The organism is Acidimicrobiales bacterium (assembly GCA_022452035.1).
Taxonomy (GTDB): Bacteria; Actinomycetota; Acidimicrobiia; order Acidimicrobiales; family MedAcidi-G1; genus UBA9410.
The window spans coordinates 17,938-34,344 of record JAKURV010000002.1 but is presented as its reverse complement, the minus strand read 5'-3'; the positions used below and the strand labels follow the sequence as shown (position 1 = coordinate 34,344).

At 68.2% G+C, this 16,407-nt stretch carries 17 protein-coding genes; 5 read left to right on the top strand and 12 right to left on the bottom strand.

Annotated elements, in window-relative coordinates; all coding sequences use genetic code 11:
* The first annotated feature begins 4 nt into the window (after positions 1–4).
* Positions 5–787, top strand: coding sequence for a succinate dehydrogenase/fumarate reductase iron-sulfur subunit (locus tag MK181_01220; GenBank protein ID MCH2418413.1), 783 nt, complete (start codon positions 5–7; stop codon positions 785–787).
* Between the two features lie 66 nt (positions 788–853).
* Here MK181_01220 and MK181_01215 read toward each other — a convergent pair whose 3' ends face one another.
* Positions 854–1,708, bottom strand: coding sequence for an alpha/beta fold hydrolase (locus MK181_01215; protein MCH2418412.1), 855 nt, complete (start codon positions 1,706–1,708; stop codon positions 854–856).
* 94 nt (positions 1,709–1,802) lie between these two features.
* Here MK181_01215 and MK181_01210 point away from each other — a divergent pair, with 94 nt between their 5' ends.
* Both MK181_01210 and MK181_01205 read left to right on the top strand, forming a co-directional pair.
* On the top strand, positions 1,803–2,234 hold the full coding sequence (locus tag MK181_01210; protein MCH2418411.1) for an acyl-CoA thioesterase: 432 nt from the start codon (positions 1,803–1,805) through the stop codon (positions 2,232–2,234).
* The gene (locus tag MK181_01205) at positions 2,234–3,175 is read left to right on the top strand and encodes a DUF368 domain-containing protein (protein MCH2418410.1); all 942 of its coding nucleotides are present in this window, start codon (positions 2,234–2,236) and stop codon (positions 3,173–3,175) included. Before MK181_01210 ends, MK181_01205 begins: the two co-directional genes overlap by 1 nt.
* On the opposite strand, the gene MK181_01200 is transcribed toward MK181_01205, so the two are convergent.
* Genes MK181_01200 through MK181_01190 form a run of 3 tightly spaced genes read right to left on the bottom strand, consistent with a single transcriptional unit; the run spans position 3,160 to position 5,418 of the window.
* Complete coding sequence (locus MK181_01200) at positions 3,160–3,882, bottom strand: hypothetical protein (protein MCH2418409.1); 723 nt, start codon at positions 3,880–3,882, stop codon at positions 3,160–3,162. The genes MK181_01205 and MK181_01200 overlap by 16 nt on opposite strands.
* A 22-nt stretch (positions 3,883–3,904) precedes the next feature.
* A complete protein-coding gene (locus MK181_01195; GenBank protein ID MCH2418408.1) occupies positions 3,905–5,071 on the bottom strand; it encodes a hypothetical protein in 1,167 nt (388 codons plus the stop codon).
* Positions 5,068–5,418: a PEP-utilizing enzyme gene (locus tag MK181_01190; protein ID MCH2418407.1), complete on the bottom strand. Its 351-nt coding sequence runs from the start codon at positions 5,416–5,418 to the stop codon at positions 5,068–5,070. The genes MK181_01195 and MK181_01190 overlap by 4 nt, the downstream gene beginning before the upstream one ends.
* Positions 5,419–5,567: 149 nt before the next feature.
* Between MK181_01190 and MK181_01185 the strand changes: the two genes are divergently transcribed.
* Together MK181_01185 and MK181_01180 are read left to right on the top strand one after the other, a co-directional pair.
* Positions 5,568–5,936, top strand: a complete 369-nt coding sequence (locus tag MK181_01185) for an SCP2 sterol-binding domain-containing protein (GenBank protein MCH2418406.1) — start codon at positions 5,568–5,570, stop codon at positions 5,934–5,936.
* Positions 5,937–5,973: 37 nt separating this feature from the next.
* Entirely contained in the window at positions 5,974–6,411 is a 438-nt protein-coding gene (locus tag MK181_01180) for an MOSC domain-containing protein (GenBank protein MCH2418405.1), read from the top strand.
* 34 nt (positions 6,412–6,445) lie between these two features.
* Here the strand turns inward: MK181_01180 and MK181_01175 are convergent, their stop codons facing one another.
* From MK181_01175 to purN, 8 genes are all read right to left on the bottom strand, one after another.
* Positions 6,446–7,435 (bottom strand): malate dehydrogenase, encoded by a 990-nt coding sequence (locus MK181_01175; protein ID MCH2418404.1) that lies wholly within the window; start codon positions 7,433–7,435, stop codon positions 6,446–6,448.
* A gap of 88 nt (positions 7,436–7,523) precedes the next feature.
* The gene (locus MK181_01170; protein MCH2418403.1) at positions 7,524–8,291 is read right to left on the bottom strand and encodes a PIG-L family deacetylase; all 768 of its coding nucleotides are present in this window, start codon (positions 8,289–8,291) and stop codon (positions 7,524–7,526) included.
* The gene (locus MK181_01165) at positions 8,288–10,096 is read right to left on the bottom strand and encodes an ABC transporter ATP-binding protein/permease (GenBank protein ID MCH2418402.1); all 1,809 of its coding nucleotides are present in this window, start codon (positions 10,094–10,096) and stop codon (positions 8,288–8,290) included. Before MK181_01165 ends, MK181_01170 begins: the two co-directional genes overlap by 4 nt.
* Entirely contained in the window at positions 10,093–11,976 is a 1,884-nt protein-coding gene (locus MK181_01160; GenBank protein MCH2418401.1) for an ABC transporter ATP-binding protein/permease, read from the bottom strand. The genes MK181_01165 and MK181_01160 overlap by 4 nt, the downstream gene beginning before the upstream one ends.
* Positions 11,963–13,159, bottom strand: coding sequence for an NADP-dependent isocitrate dehydrogenase (gene icd / locus MK181_01155; GenBank protein MCH2418400.1), 1,197 nt, complete (start codon positions 13,157–13,159; stop codon positions 11,963–11,965). The genes MK181_01160 and icd overlap by 14 nt, the downstream gene beginning before the upstream one ends.
* Before the next feature lie 102 nt (positions 13,160–13,261).
* Complete coding sequence (locus MK181_01150) at positions 13,262–14,128, bottom strand: bifunctional 5,10-methylenetetrahydrofolate dehydrogenase/5,10-methenyltetrahydrofolate cyclohydrolase (GenBank protein ID MCH2418399.1); 867 nt, start codon at positions 14,126–14,128, stop codon at positions 13,262–13,264.
* A gap of 44 nt (positions 14,129–14,172) precedes the next feature.
* Entirely contained in the window at positions 14,173–15,699 is a 1,527-nt protein-coding gene (purH, locus tag MK181_01145; protein ID MCH2418398.1) for a bifunctional phosphoribosylaminoimidazolecarboxamide formyltransferase/IMP cyclohydrolase, read from the bottom strand.
* On the bottom strand, positions 15,696–16,289 hold the full coding sequence (gene purN / locus MK181_01140; protein MCH2418397.1) for a phosphoribosylglycinamide formyltransferase: 594 nt from the start codon (positions 16,287–16,289) through the stop codon (positions 15,696–15,698). Before purN ends, purH begins: the two co-directional genes overlap by 4 nt.
* Positions 16,290–16,407 lie beyond the last annotated feature (118 nt).

Genomic DNA, 16,407 nt, shown 5'->3' with positions numbered 1-16,407 from the left:
CGACATGTCCGGAGGACGCGGCGAGACCATCAACGTCACCCTGAAGGTGTGGCGCCAGGAGGGCCCCAACGTCGCGGGCCGATTCGAGACCCACCACCAGGCCATCAGCACCGACGCTTCGTTCCTGGAGATGCTCGACCTGTTGAACGAACAACTCAACGACTCCGGCCGGGAGCCAGTGGCCTTCGAGAGCGACTGCCGGGAGGGCATCTGCGGAACCTGCGGCGTGATGATCAACGGTCGGGCCCACGGCCCGCAGAAGGCCACCGCCACCTGCCAGCTCCACATGAGGGAATTCCGGGACGGCGACGAGATCGTTATCGAGCCGTTCCGGGCCGCCGGCTTCCCCGTGGTACGCGATCTGGCCGTTGACCGCTCACCGCTGGACCGGATCATTGAAGCCGGGGGGTTCATCTCGGTGAACACGGGAGCGGCGTCGGACGCCAACTTGACCCCGGTTCCCAAGGCGGCCGCCGACCAGGCCTTCGACGCCGCAGCCTGTATTGGCTGCGGGGCCTGCGTGGCCGCCTGCCCCAACTCGGCCGCCCAGCTTTTTACCTCGGCCAAGGTCGGCCATCTCGGCCTGCTGCCCCAGGGTCAGGCGGAGCGGTGGAGCCGGACCGAGTCCATGGTGGAGGCCATGGAAGAGTTCTTCGGCTCATGTACCAACCACGGCGAGTGCTCCGAGGCCTGCCCCAAGGAGATCTCCCTGGACTTCATAGCCTTCATGAACCGCGACTACATGAAGGCCAAGGTCAAGAACCGGGCCCTGACCGGCCAGCACTAGCCGAACCTCCCGGCAGCTTGGAACGCCACCGGTTGGCAACACGGGTTCGGGGCCTCCCCGGCCCGGTCAGGCCCGACGTAGGTGGGCTAGTAGGCGGGGCAAGAGGTCGGGAACCAGCCCGTCCGGAAACTCGTGGCCTAGGCCCTCGACCAGCCACAGCTCAGACCCCGGAATTCCATCGGCCAGAGCCAGGGCATGTTCCACTGGGAAGACTGGATCGGTGGTCCCGTGCACAACGAGGGTGGGCACCGCCACCTCCCCTAGCCGGTCCAGGCGCGAAGACGAGGAGTTGACCGCTGGACCGTGCCCCGATTCCGGGTACCAGTACCGCTCCACCTCGTCTATAGCCACCCGGAGCCGGTCTCCGGTGGCCACCGGGTAGCGAGTCCCGGCAAACATCTCGTCCATCTCTACCACCCAGGCCGCCCGCTGCTGCGGGGTGGTGGGCGGCGGGGCGAACAGCCGCTCGGCCATCCGGTCGACTAGCCAGTTAGCGGCCGACGGAAGGCGGTCATCGCCCAGGCCGGGCGTCGAGGACACCAGCGTGAGGGTGTTCACCCGGCCGGGATGGTCGAGAGCCAGGACCTGCGCCACCATGCCGCCCATCGATCGACCAACCACGTGGGCCTGGTCGATCCCGTGCTCGTCGAGGACGGCCAGGGCGTCATCGGCCAGGTCGTCGAGGGTGTAGCCCACGTCGGACGAAACCTTGGTAGACAGGCCCCAGTCCCGGTGGTCATAGCGAACCACCCGGAAGCCGTGGTCCACCAGAGGACCGATGAGTTCCGGCGTCCATCGGGTGCAGTGGGAGTCGGCACCGGATACCAGCAGGACGGCGGGGTCCCTAGGGGACCAGCCCGGAGCAGGATCGAAGGCCTCGGAGAACAGCTCGATGCCCTGTGGTGTCGCGGTGTCGGCCATCGGCCGAGGGTAACGCCGGCCACCTGAACGACCCGGCAGGGGAGGCCCCGGCACCGGCCGGTTGCCCAATGCCGCCCCGGCTAGCGTCGCCGCCGTGCCCCACCGCCACCCCGTGAAGGTCCGCTTCTACGAGCTCGACCCGTACGGACACCTCAACCACAGCGTCTACGTGCAGTTGTTCGAGACGGGGCGGGTGGAGCTGCTGGACGAGGTGGGCCTCGGCCTCCATGACTTGGAGGACGAGGGCTTCCGTTTCGTGGTCACCCAGATCGCCACAAGGTTCCTGGCCTCCGCTGTGGGCGGGGACGCCCTGGTCGTCGAGACGGAAGTCATCGAGATCCGCCGTGCCTCGTCGCGGTGGGGACAGCGCATCATGCGGGGTGACGAGGTCCTGGCCACCCAGGAGGTGGTGGCCGCGGTTACCGGCATCAGTGGACGGCCCGTGAGATTGCCCGAGACCATGGTGGAGCGTCTGGCCTCGTACCTGGTCGTCGCTCCGACGAGCTCCCCGGAGCGGGAGGGCTGATGCCGGCGCCCGGGGCGCAGGGCCGCCTCCTCCGGGCCGCCCTCCAGGTGGTTCGGGGGGCCTTCATGGGAGCCGCCGACGTGGTTCCCGGGGTCTCGGGTGGCACCGTCGCCCTACTACTCGGCATCTACGACCGGCTGATCGGGGCCGTGCACACCGGGGCCCGTGCCCTGGGATGCCTGGTCCGCGGCGACATGCGGGGCGCGGCCCGCCGGTCGGCAGAGGTTCCGTGGGGATTCGTGTTGCCCCTTTTGACTGGTCTGCTGACCGCCGTCGCCGTGTTGGCCGGTGTGATAGAGCAGGCGCTGGTCGACCATCCGGAGTCGATGGCCGGCCTGTTCACCGGCCTCGTGTTGGCCTCGATCCTCATCGCCCGCCGGGACGTGGCGTGGACCAGACTCCGTGCGACCACCGTGGTTTTCATCGGAATAGTCCTTTTCGCAGTTCTCGGGCTGAAGGGTGCCCCGGTTATCGATCCCTCCCCCGTGGTCCTGTTCGCCTCGGGAGCCGTGGCCATATGCGCCATGGTGCTCCCAGGTATCTCCGGCTCATTCCTCCTTCTCATGGTGGGCATGTACGGCACCATGATCCAGGTAGTCGACGACCGAATGGTGGCCGATGCAGCAGTCTTCGGCGCTGGGGCCATCGTCGGGCTGGCCTGCTTCTCGACGCTGCTGGCCCGCCTACTGGCCCGATGGCATGACGACGTGCTAGCCGTGATGGTCGGCCTGCTGGTGGGTTCGCTCCGGGTCCTCTGGCCATGGCCCCACGGGGTCGGCGTAATCAGCCGCCATGCTGAGGAGGCAGTGGCCGGTACCGCCCTGGGTTGGCCGGAAGCCGCCGACGGCCTAGTGGGGCCGACACTGCTCGCCACCCTGTCCCTGGTCGTCGTCCTCGCCGTCGACCGCCTCGCTCGGGATCGGTTTCAGGCCGGAGATTGAGGTAGCCCGTCCGGGACGGGAACCATCGTCTCGACCCACCCGAACCCCGGACGGCCGTCGATGGCCACCGGGCCCAGCGTCCGGTCGACATGAATAGCAGGGCGACCACTGTCAGCGACCAGTACCGGTGCCCGACCCACCGGTTCTCCCGTGGAGATCGCTCCGCCGGCCCACCACGTGCCGTCGTCGAGGCGCGCCCGCACGCTGGTCCACGGTCCGGACCACGGGTCTCCGCCTGCATTCTGGTAGTCCCACCACCCCCAGCCGTCCACAGGGATTGCCCGCTCAGCAATCAGGACCTCGCCGACCACCCGACAGGGCACGGAGTCTCCGGCCGGTAGTTCGCCGACTGCTTCACCGCCCAGGTCAAGGCCGACGGCGAGGCGGTCGCCCCGAAACTGGTGGTCGGTTCCGCCCCGCCAGGCGTCCTCCGGATCGGCGACGGCCACACCGAAGGCCTCAAGGCCAACACTTACGTGGAGACCGGGCTCCTCCACCACCACCTCGGCCCACAGGCCAGACGACCGCACCTCCAGGCCGGACGACCGGGGTGGCGGTACAGCGTGGTCGGTGACCAGCACCGTGGGCTCCCCGATGGCCACCAGGCCACACCAGAACCAGGCCGGGCCCTCGTCGTGGACGGCTAGGCGGACGTGGCCACCCGACGTACGGTCGGGGGACCACCACGCCAGCCGATGGCACCGCATGCTCGCCGTCGCCTGTTCTTCCTCAGCCGAAAGGTGGGTAGAGATCGGTATCCGGATCGGGTTGAGAAGCCTCCACGTCAGCTGTGATCAGGGGGTATAGGTCAGCCGGGGTGTCCCGGGGGCAGGTCCAATCGATCTCGTCGGCCACCCCAGCCAACTCAGCGAAGGGGCGCAGGAAGGTCAGGTAGACGTAGGCCCCGCAGGCGATCCGCTGGTCCCGGTCCATAGCCACGATGTCCCGGTAGTGGCGGCGTTGCGCAGCCCTGGCGGCCGAGGCCACGACGTCCATTTCGTCGTCAGAGACCGGTACCAGTGGCTGGCCGGGTCCTACGCCGTCCGAAGTGAACAGGGCGAACTCCGACAGGTGGTCGAGATAGTCCTCGGGCGTCGAGACCGTGGTCCCGAAGTCGGTGATTCGGACCTCCACCCCGGGGTCGAGGACAAGAACGGCCGTGAGGTTTCCGTGGGGGACCGCGGCGGCCACCGGTGACCAGGCCAGGTCACTCTCGGCCAGCCGGAAGTAGTCGCGAATGATCACCGTACGACCGTCGTCTAGGTGGTACGGGCCGGTATCCCCGTGCCCAACCCGGGTGTCGAAATAGAGCAGGAAGAGATGGTTGATAATGGTGGCGTTGGCCCGCCTGATCCGGTCCCGACGCCCGTCATCCACTGTTGTGGCCGCCGCCACCAGCGCCGACACCGTGTCCTCGTCGAACACGTCCAGGCGGTCGCCCACCTCGGCGGCGTGAAGGTGGTCGCCGCCCCTGTAGGCCCGTGACGTCCGGGCCCAGAAGTCCAGCACCGTGTGAGCACGGTCTAGCGCGTTCGGGGCGTCGTCCACCGAGGGATCTACCGCCCGTAGGACGTTGCGTCCGATGAGGAAGAAGTTGGCCACACCCCAAAGAAACACCGAGTTGGCCTGACAGCCGGGACGCCGGGCCTCCACCCCGATCTCCTCCGGTTCCATAGCCGCCGTGATGATGGCCACGGCGTCCGGGTAGCGGAGGAAGGCCTCGACGCAGGACACCATCACGTAGGGCGTGACCGGGATGAGCTGCGAGGAGTAACCGGTCCGCTCAGCGACCAACTGGCGGGTGATCGGGTTGATGGTGGCCAGCCACCCGTTCACCTGGTCGCGCCGGGCCGGGACACCCTCCTCGGCGCGACCGGGGACGACGTCGGTAGTCATCCCCCGACCAGGCGGACCACGCCGTCGGTCCCGGTTGCGTCCAACTCCACCTCGGCACCCTCGTCCGGCTCCTCGGACAGGACGGCGGCCACCACCCCTGGGACCCGGTATTCCCGGCTGACGATCCCGATGTGGCTTCGGATCGTCCCCCCGGTGCACACCACGCCGGCCAACTCGTCGAAGACTGGTCCCAGGAACGTGGCACCGGCGTCTCTGACAACAGCCACCAGGCCGTCGGCTCCTGTGTCCATCAGACCCAGCACGTCGTCGGGTCCCTCCAAGCGGACCCACCGCCCGCGGGCCGTGCCGAAGTCGTAGGTCTTCTGCCCTCGACCGACCTCCGACACCGTTCCCCTCCCGCGGTTTCACCGCGGGCCAGACCCGTGGAGGCCCGCCCCAGCGGTGGCCGGCACCGTAGCGTCTACCACCCGGTACACGACCAGTGGGCTCGTAGGGCCATCACGGCCGACCAGGTCGGGACCTAGGCTCCCGGACTGTGGCCGAACCGTTGTCCGACGCCTGGATCGCCGCCCTGGACACCGCGGTCGCCGAACACCCCGGGCTCCAGGAGGCCGCCGCCGCCATGACCCTCGTATTGGAGTATTCGACCTCCGGTGGACCCACCTGGCATGTGGTGTTCGACCACGGTTCGGTCCGAGTAATCGCTGGACCAGCCGACCATCCCGACCTGCGTTTCGCCACTGACCCGGTTACAGCCCGGGCCCTAGCCGCCGGCACGCTGGATCCCCTACGGGCCGTGATCGACGGGGACCTGACTCTCGGAGGCGACCCCCGCCTCCTGGTTGAGCACCGTGCCGTGTTCGACGGCTTAGGCGACGTGTTCGCCGTCGCCCGGGAGCCCTGAGCCGAACCGTTGTCCGGTTGCCGGGTACCTTTCATACATGGCCCAGCTCATGCGGATCTGGTTGAAGCCCGTAAAGGGCGAACCCCTGCAAGAGGTGGAGCACGCCTCCGTACGGTCGAACCACGGCCTGGTCGGAAACGCCGAACGGGGTGGCCCCCGTCAGGTCACCGTGCTGTCCGCTGAGGACTGGGAGGCCGCCAACGCTGAGGCCGACGCCGAACTGGACCCGTCGGCCCGCCGGGCCAACATTCTGGTCACCGGCCTGGGCGACCTGGTCGAGTCCACCGGGCGAGTGCTGCGAGTCGGCGGGGCCCGCATCCAGGTAACCGGCGAAACCCGGCCGTGCGGCCTCATGGACGCCGCCCATCAGGGGCTGCGGGCTGCCATGGAAGTCGGTTGGCGGGGGGGCGTGCACGGTATCGCCTTGAACGACGCTGATCTGGCCGTCGGTGACGAGGTGTCCTGGGAGAGTTGAGGCCGACCAGAACAGGGTCCGACGGCCTAACCACTCAAATCAAGCCGAGGCCGCGCACCATGTCCCGTTCGGCGGCCAGCTCGGCTACCGAGGCGTCGATCCGCTGCCGGGAGAACTCGTCGACGTCCAGACCCTGCACGATGGAGTAAGCGCCGTCGGTGCAGGTGACCGGAAACCCGCAGAGCAGGCCATCGGGTACACCGTAACTTCCGTCCGACGGCACGCCCATGGTGACCCAGTCGTCGTCTGGTGTCCCGAACACCCAGTCGTTGACATGGTCGATGGCCGCGTTGGCCGCCGAGGCAGCGCTGGAGGCACCGCGTGCCTCGATAATGGCCGCTCCTCGCTGCTGGACGGTGGGGATGAACTGGTCCTCTAACCAGGCCTGGTCGTCTACCGCCTCGGCAGCGCTGGTCCCGCCTACCCGACAGTGGAAGAGGTCCGGGTATTGGGTGGCCGAGTGGTTACCCCAAATGGTCATCCGGGTGACGTCGTTGACCGACACACCGAGGCGTTGGGCGACCTGGGTCAGAGCCCGATTGTGGTCTAGGCGCATCATGGCCGTGAACCGCTCGTTCGGAACGTCCGGTGCACTGTTCATGGCGATCAGGCAGTTGGTGTTAGCCGGGTTGCCGACCACCAGCACGCGAAGGTCGTCAGCCGCCCGGTCGTTCAACACCCGACCCTGTCCGGTGAAGATGGCGCCGTTGGCCTCCAGGAGGTCCTGGCGCTCCATGCCCGCAGACCGGGGCCTGGAACCGACCAGCAGGGCGATGTTGACGCCGTCGAAGGCCAGGCCCGGGTCGTCGGTAGGTACCAATCCGTCGAGGAGAGGGAAGGCGCAGTCGTCCAATTCCATGGCCACTCCCTCGAGGGCCCCCATGGCCGGGGGGATCTCCAGCAGATGGAGGGCCACCGGCTGGTCGGGCCCTAGGAGGTGGCCACTGGCGATACGGAAGACGAGGCTGTAGCCGATCTGACCGGCGGCTCCGGTGACGGCAACTCGGACGGGACGGGGGCTCACGGAAGACTCCTCGGGGGGCTCGGGCCTGTGGTCCGAGGCTACCGACGCCACCCGGAGCGGTCGTCACCGCGATGGGGTGACGGGTGGCTCAGGATCGCAGAAACACTTCATCGGACCGCATGAAGTGGGCCACAAAGCCGGCCGGGAGGACCGGTCGGTGTCCGTCCTCGACGAGGATCTGGCTGGTATAGGCGGCCAGTCCAGCCCGCTTCCGGGCCATCCACGCTGCACCGTCCGGTCGGTCGGACAGTGGGAACCGGACCGCCCGATCGAGGGGAATCGCCGGATTGCCGGGGTCGTCCCAGTTCCAAGACCACACCGGGAATGAGAACACGGGTACCCCAAGTACGGCACAGGCCTTGAGGGCCGCCCGGCCGCAGGTGTCGTGGTCGGGGTGGCCATCGGCCTCCCAGGGGGCCAGACAGACCGCCGCCCCCTCCAGGAAGGAGAGGAGGCCCTCCACGAGGCGGTCGGCGTGGTCCGTGGTGTCCCCGTCGGGGAGCGACAGCCGGTGGCGGTCGGCCACGATCCCGGCTGCCGTGTAGGCGGCAGTCGTCTCGGCCAGACGCCGGTCCACTAGTTGGCGTCGTCCGGCATCGTCCAGATGAGGGTGGGACATCTCGCCGTCGGTCACCGCCACCACCCGAACCTCCGTCCCGGCATCCGAGGCGGCGGCCAGAGTGGCACCGGCGGCCAGGAGCTCGTCGTCGGGATGGGGCGCTACCAGCACCAGGGGACCTGACGGAGGCCACGGGTCGGCCACGGTCGGCAACCCGGCGATCACGGCATCCCACTCAGAGGCCGTTCGTCCGACCACCGGGTCGATGGGATTTCGGTGAGGTTCGACGCCGGTCACCGGGTCATCCCTTCCCGGCTGGTCCCGGGGGAGCGGGTGCCGCCCAACCAGGAGCGGTAGAGGCCGGAATAAATCTCGCCCCGGGCCACCAACTCGTCATGACTCCCCTGTTCGGCGATCCGGCCGGCGTCAAAGACCAGCACTAGGTCGGACCGTTCGGCGGTCGAAAGTCGGTGGGCCACGCTGACCGTCGTTCGTCCGGCGGCCAATCGCTCTAGGGCCCGCTCCAGAGTGGTCTCGGTCTCCGGGTCGACGGCCGAAGTGGCCTCGTCCAGGACCAGCAGGCCTGGGTCGGCTAGGTGAGCCCGGGCCAGGGCCACCAACTGCCGCTCACCGACCGACAACGACTCGCCACGTTCCCCTACCCGGGTATCCAGGCCAGATCCCAGGCCGTTCACCCAGTCCGTCAGGTCCAGGGCGTCGAGGGCGGCCTCCACGTCACCGGTCGTGGCGTCGGGACGACCAAACCGGACGTTCTCGGCGATCGACGTGTCGAACAAGAACCCGTCCTGGGGAACCATCCGTATGGCCCGACGCCGGTCCTCGGCTGACACGTCGCGTAGGTCCACGCCGCCGACCAGCACCCGACCTGAGGTGGGGTCGGCCAACCGGGCCATCAGCTTGGCCAGCGTGGTCTTGCCCGATCCGGTCTCGCCGACTACAGCCACCGAGGCCCCAGCGGGTAGGGATACATCGATGCCGTGGAGTACCCGGCCGCCCTGGCGGTAAGCGAAGTCAACGGCCTCCACTCGAACGCCCAGGGCCCCCGTTGGCAGTGGCACCGTGGTGGACGGCTCGACCACTTCCACTTCAGTGTCCAGGACATCCAGGATCTTCCACCAGCCGGCCAAGGCGGTCTGGGTCTGGTCCAGCACCTCACCCATCTCGGTGATGGGCACCACCAGCAGGTTGCAGAGGAAGACAAAGGCCACAAGCTCACCCGAGGTCACCCCCCAGGCGCCACCCCACCACACCCCGGCTCCGACGACCGACGCGATGGCTGTCACCCCGAACACGTCGGTGAGGGGAAGAACCAGGGAGAAGTAACGGGCGGCCACCATCTGCTGGTCGTACTGGGCATCAACGACCCCGTGGACTCGACGGCGCATCCGCTCCCGATAGCCGTAGGCCCGAACCACCTCGACACCGTGGACCGACTCGGACACCACGCCCAGGGTGTCCGACACCCGGGTTCGGAGATTGTCGTAGGCCACAAGCTGTCTGGACTGCATCCACCGCAGCACGGGGAGCAACGGGAGGTGAAACAGCAGCACCACGAGGGTGAGCTGCCACGAGTACACGGCCATGATGACCAGCACAGCTACCACCTGGACTGAGTCGATAATCCAGGCGATGGCCCCCCACTGGGCGAACTGGGTGAGTGTCTCGACGTCGCTAGTGACCCGTGCGGTGAGCACCCCTTTCTTGGAGGCCGTGTGCTCGGCCAGGCTGAGCCGGTGCAGGTGCTCGAAGGTGCGCACCCTCAGGCCCAGTAGGACATTCTCGGCGGTCCGGACAAGCCGGAAGTAGGTGATCTTCCCGACGAAGATGCTGCCCACCACCAGCGCAGCGGCCACCGCGCACAAAACCACCGCCCGGCCCAACCGGACCCCGTCAGCAGTGATCGACACGTCCATCACGACCTGGATGAGTAGAGGGATCAGCAACTTCCCTCCGGCCACCGCCAACGCCATGGCCGCGGTGTACAGGGCCCCGTCGCGCAGTTCCGGGGAAGCCGCCATACCCCTCCGGAGCACGGCGATCGCGCCGACCCCGTCAATCCTCCGAGAGTCCACGTCAGTCATCGTGGGCCTCCGGCCATCTCGTAGGCCCGGGCCAGGGCCGCGTACGACTCGACGTCAAGCAGCTCGTCGTGGGTCCCAGAAGCGGCAATCCGCCCACCCTCGAGGAAAAGCACCCGATCGGCCAGCCGGATGGTGGCCATTCGGTGGGCAATGACCAACAGCGTCGGTGGCCTGTCGAACCCGACCGACCTCCCACCAACCAGGTCCTCTCCGACCGGTCGACGCAGCGATTCGAGGATCCCCGCCTCGACGACTGGGTCGACGGCTGAGGTGGCGTCGTCGAGCACGAGGACGGCGGGTCGCCGGAGCAAGGCCCGGGCGATGGCCAGGCGCTGCCGCTGGCCGCCGGACAGCGTCATGCCCCGTTCGCCGACAACCGTCTCCAGGCCGGCCGGAAGCTCGGCCACGAAACTGTCGGCCGAGGCGGCGGCCAGGGCCCGAGCCAGCTCGTCGTCGTCGACTTCGAGCCCAAGGACGAGGTTGGCCCGTACCGAGTCGGCGAACAAGAAGGTCTCCTGGAGGACCGTGGCCACCGACTGGGTCACCCCCTCGGGACCCAGAGCCGATGTCGCCACCCCACCGACCCGCACCTCTCCGACCGTCGGCGGCACGAGGCCAGCCAGTAGAGCGACGGCCGTGCTCTTTCCAGAACCGGTAGCCCCCACCAGGGCCACGGTCTCGCCGGGGTCCAGCCGGAGGTCGAGGTCGGAGAGGATCGGTGGTCCGCCCGGGTAGGAGAAGCCCACGGCATCGAACTCGACAACCACCGGCCCAACCGCCCCGGAGCCCCCTGGCGTCGAACCGATCGACTCGTCAGCTACCGGACCTGGGTGGAGTTCCGTCGGTTCAGCCAGCACCCGGTCGATGCGATCCATGGCCACCACCGACCGGGGCATTTCCTGGAACATGTAACCCAGGATCTCCATGGGCAGGGTGAGGATGCTGAACAGAGACATGGCCTGGACCACGTCGCCAATCGACACCGAACCTCCGTCCACCAGCCACGCCCCGACCAGCAGCAGGACGACGATCCCTAGCTGGGGCAGCGAGTAGTACAACGGCGCATAGTCCGACCGGATCCGACCCGCCGCCAACCGGTGCTCCCGGAGCCTCGATGCTGCTTCGGCGAACCGGTCCACCTCAAGGCGTTCCCGACCCAGTGTCTTGACGACCAGAACCCCATCGAGACTCTCGTGGGCAATCCCTGAGATCTCCCCTACTGCCGCCTGACCACGGGCCGCCGGTACTTCCACAGCACGGATAAACCGGCGGTTCAGGACGGTCAGGGTGGGAAACATCACCACAGCGACCAGGGCAAAGAGCGGGTGGACAACCAGCAAGCTGACTAGGGCGGCCACTGCCAGCATGACTACCGACATCGAGAAGGCCAGCGGCTTGAGCATCGACGTGGCCACCTCCACGTCAGCGTCGGCGTGGGCCAGCAGTTGTCCGGCCGGGCGGGAGCGGTGAAAGGACAGCGGGACGTCCAGGAACTGGTCGGTGACGGCAAGGCGCCATGTCCGCTGGGTACGGACGGTGGCCAGCATGTTGAACCACCGCCGGGTCATGATCGAGACGCCCCGGATCACCCCCACCGCGGTGACGGCGGCCACGGCAACCAGTAGCGACTGACGAGACACCCCGTCGCCGTCCAGCCCGGGGACGATCACCTCGTCGGTCACCCGACCCACGACCACCGTGAATCCCACTACGGCAAGGGCGAAGACGTTGGCCCCCATGATGCCAAGGGCGTGAGCCCCCGGATGGGCTCGAAACGACCGGCGGACCAGACGCCAGCCGCGCCGCATCACGCTTTCCGGGACGGTCCCGCCCCGCCGGTCCGGCTTCTCGTTCAGTGGCCGGTGCTCAGAGCCGGTCAACCACGGCCGAGGCGAATTCCGAGCATGAGACCTCGGTAGCCCCGTCCATGAGCCGGGCAAAATCGTAGGTCACGACCTTGTCGGTGACCGCTGTCTCTACGGCCCGCACGATGTCGTCGGCGGCCTCCTGCCAGCCGATGTGCTCGAACATGAGAACGCCGGACAGCAGCACGGACGACGGGTTGACCTTGTCCTGACCGGCGTACTTGGGTGCCGTGCCGTGGGTGGCCTCGAAGATGCCGTGTCCGGTGACGTAGTTGGCATTCCCGCCCGGGGCGATACCGATGCCTCCTACCTGGGCGGCCAGGGCGTCGGACAGGTAGTCGCCGTTGAGGTTCATGGTGGCGATCACGTCGAACTCCGATGGGCGGGTCAGTACCTGCTGGAGGGCGATGTCGGCGATGGTGTCCTGGACGAGGATCCGGTCGCCGGGATCGCCGTCGCAGTCGTCCCACCCGACGGCCACATCTGAGAACTCCTCCTTTACCAGCTCGTAGCCCCACTTCTGGAAGGCGCCCTCGGTGAACTTCATGATGTTGCCTTTGTGGACCCAATGGACCCGGGGGCGGCCTCGGTCCACCGCGTATTGCAGGGCCGCTCGTTGTAGGCGCTGGGACCCGGTTTTGGAGATGGGCTTGATGCCGATTCCGGAGTCCTCGCGTATCTGCCAGCCGAAGGCGTCCTCTAGCAGCTCCCGCAAGCGGAGGGCCTCAGGCGTCATGGCCTCGACCTCGAGGCCGGCGTATATGTCTTCGGTGTTCTCCCGGAAGATCACCATGTCGACTAGCTCGGGGTGCTTGACCGGCGACGGCACGCCCTGGAACCACCGCACCGGGCGGAGGCACACGTAGAGGTCCAGGATCTGGCGGAGGGCAACGTTGAGGCTGCGGAAGCCCCCGCCGATCGGGGTGGTGAGCGGCCCCTTGATGCCGATCAGGTACTCGGTGAACGCCTCGACGGTCTCCCGGGGCAGCCATTCACCGGTCTCGTTGTAGGCCTTCTCCCCGGCCAGCACCTCCATCCACTCGACGGTGTGGCCGTACCTGGCTGCCGCTGCGTCGAGTACCAGCCGGGCTGCTGGCCAGATGTCGACACCGGTGCCGTCTCCTTCGATGAACGGGATGATCGGATCAGTGGGCACGACAAGGACGCCGTCGGCACCCATGGTGATCTTTCCTGTCATTCCTCCGACCCTACCGATTCGGGGTCGCGCTGCATCCAACGGACGGGGATCTGACCGGTGGGCATCGGCGGGGGTTGGACATGGTCGGCGGACCGCCGACCATCAGCCCGCTTTGGCGTCAGCGCGCTCGGCAGCTTCGACCGTGTTGCGCAGCAGCATGGCCACGGTGGTGGGCCCCACCCCACCCAGCCGGGGAGTGATCCAGGACGCCACCTCACCCACCGACTCGTCCACGTCAGCCAGCAGCTTCCGGCCCTCCCAGGAGATGCCGCCACTGACCACCACGGCCCCTGGCTTCACCATGTCCGGCTGCACAAACGATGGCACGCCGAGGGCGGCCACCACGATGTCAGCCTCCCGGGTCAGGTCGGCTAGGTCGGGTACCGCCGAGTGCACCACGGTGACCGCCGCGTTGGCTCCCGGGGCCTTGGTCGTCAGGAGCAGGGACAACGGCCGGCCTAGGGTCGGGCCGCGTCCGATGACTACCACGTGCTTCCCGCTGACATCGATGTCGTAGTGAACAAAGAGGGCCTGGATGCCGGCCGGCGTGCACGGCACAGGGCCTTCCTCCTGGAGGACCAGCTTGCCGAGGTTGGTGGGATGTAGGCCGTCCGCGTCCTTGGCTGGATCCATGGCCGAGAGCGCGGAGTTGAAGTCGAAGCCGTCGGCTACCGGATGCTGGATGATGTAGGCGTGGATGGCCGGATCCCCGTTGAAGGCGGCCACCGCCTCGTCGAGGGCCTCCACGGGGTCATCGGCCTCCACCTGGATGTGATACGAGACCATGCCAACCGACTCGCATGTCTCGTGCTTCTTGCGGACGTAGCCGGCACTGGCCCCGTCGTCACCGACGAGGATGGTGCCCAGACCGGGTGTGGTACCAGCAGCTCTTAGCGCGTCGACCCGGGTCCGGACGTCGTCCAGGACGGCTTCGGCCACCGGTCCACCTGCGAGGAGTTGTGCGCTCATGGCTGGTGACGCTAGCCGCCGCCGATCCCGACCCCGACGGCTGGTCAGTGGCGAAAATGTCGCTCGTCGGTGAAGACCATGGCCATGCCATGGGCGTCGGCCGCCGCCACCACCTCGCCGTCACGCAACGAGCCCCCGGGCTGCACCACGGCGGTAACCCCGGCGTCGGCCACGGCGTCCAGGCCGTCCCGGAACGGGAAGAAGGCGTCGCTGGCGCACGCCCCGTCGATTGCCCGACCGGCCGCCTTCTCGGCGGCGATCCGGCCGGCGTCCCGACGGTTCTGCTGGCCGGCCCCGATGCCTACCGCACACCGGTTCTTCACGAGCACGATGGCGTTGGAGTTCACCCGTGCGACTACCCGCCAGGCGAACTCCAGGTCGGCCCACTCGGATCCGGTGGGTTCCCGTTCGGTCACCACCCGCCAGACGGACGGTTCGGCCACCAGGTCGTCGGCCGTCTGGACCAGGAGCCCACCGTCGATGCCTCGGACGTCCAACTCCGGCCAGCCGGGGGGCCCAGCCTCGAGGACCCGCAGGTTCTTCCGCTCGCCGAGGAGGGCTAGGGCGTCTGGCTCGTAGGCGGGCGCCACCACGACCTCGGTGAATACCTCGGACAGGGCCTCGGCCATGGCCAGCGTGACCGGACGGTTCACGGCCACCACCCCACCGAAGGCCGACACCGGATCGCACCGGTGGGCCGAGAGGTAGGCATCGGCGATGTCGGAGCCGACCGCCGCACCGCACGGGTTGGCGTGCTTGACAACCACTGCACACGGTTCGTCACCCAGGCGGTGCACGAGCCGCCACGCCGCCTCGGTGTCAAACAGGTTCAGATATGACATGGCCTTCCCACCGTGCACCACGGCGGTGTCCCACCATCCGGAGGAGCCGGCTGCCCGGTAGCGGGCGCCCGCCTGGTGCGGGTTCTCGCCGTACCGGAGGTCATGGACCCGGTCCAGGGCCAGATGGAGGGACGGCTTGAGCAGGTCGTTGGCATGGTCCGACGATGGGTCCTCATCGAACCAGGCCACGATGGCCGCGTCGTAGGCCGCTGTGTGGGCGAAGGCCGATCGGGCCAGCCGCCGTCGGGTGGCGTCGGACAGGGAACCGACGGCCCGGAGCTCGTCGAGGACCGTCCGGTAGTCGGCCGGATCTACGACCACGCCCACGTGAGCGTGGTTCTTGGCCGCTGCCCGGACCATGGTCGGACCGCCGATGTCAATCAGCTCGATCCCGGGGTCCGACGTGAACGGGTAGAGATTCCCAACCACCAGGTCGATGGGCACGATGCCCCGGGCTTCCAGGCTGGCCAGATGCCCGGGATCGGATCGGTCGGCCAGGATCCCACCGTGAATCGCCGGGTGCAGCGTCTTAACCCTGCCCCCAAGAATCTCCGGGGCCCCGGTGACCTCGCCGACCTCCACCACGGGCACGCCCTCGTCGGCCAGAACCGAGGCCGTACCCCCGCTGGAAACCAGCTCCCATCCCGCTTCGACAAGACCGCGTGCAAGGTCTGCGATACCAGTCTTGTCATGGACGGATAGCAGGGCCCGCTTCGGGACGGGGCTCACGCCGGGGCTCCCTCGGGGGCGACGGGATCCATGGGCGGTTCCCCGGCCAGGATCGACCGGATGGTGTCGACGTAGAGGCGTCGCTCCACCACCTTGATCCGCTCGTGGAGGGAGGCCTCGTCGTCGTCGGGCAGCACGGGCACGGTCTCGTGGGCCAGGATCGGCCCGCTGTCCACCTCCAGGGTGGCCCGGTGCACCGTGCAGCCGCTCACCGTGGCACCGTCGGCCAGCGTGTCGGCCACGGCATGCCAGCCCGGGTAGGCGGGGAGCAGCGCTGGGTGGGTGTTCAGGATGCGACCTGCGTACCGGTCGTACACGGGTTGGCCCAAGACGGTCCCAAATCCAGCCATCGCCACCAGGGTGACGCCTCGCTCCTCCAAGAGGTCGGTCAGGCGCAACGTGTAGCCGTCGCGGTCGAAGTCGTCGTCGAAGCTGTCCCGGCAGACCACCACGGCCTCCACATCGTGTCCGGCCGCCTTCTCCATGGCAGGGCAGGGACGGTCTGAGACGACCAGGGTGATCGGCAGGCCAGCCTCAACCATGGCGTCCAGGATGGACCCGGTCCCTGATACCAGCACCGCCAACGACATGCCGGCGACCGTACCAGCGGGCCAGTGTGGCCCGACCGTGGGTTCGCCGGTCCGGAGGTGGCCAGGTCAGCCAGACGCGTAGCCGACAGGCCCCGAGCCAACCTGATGCGTAGCCGGT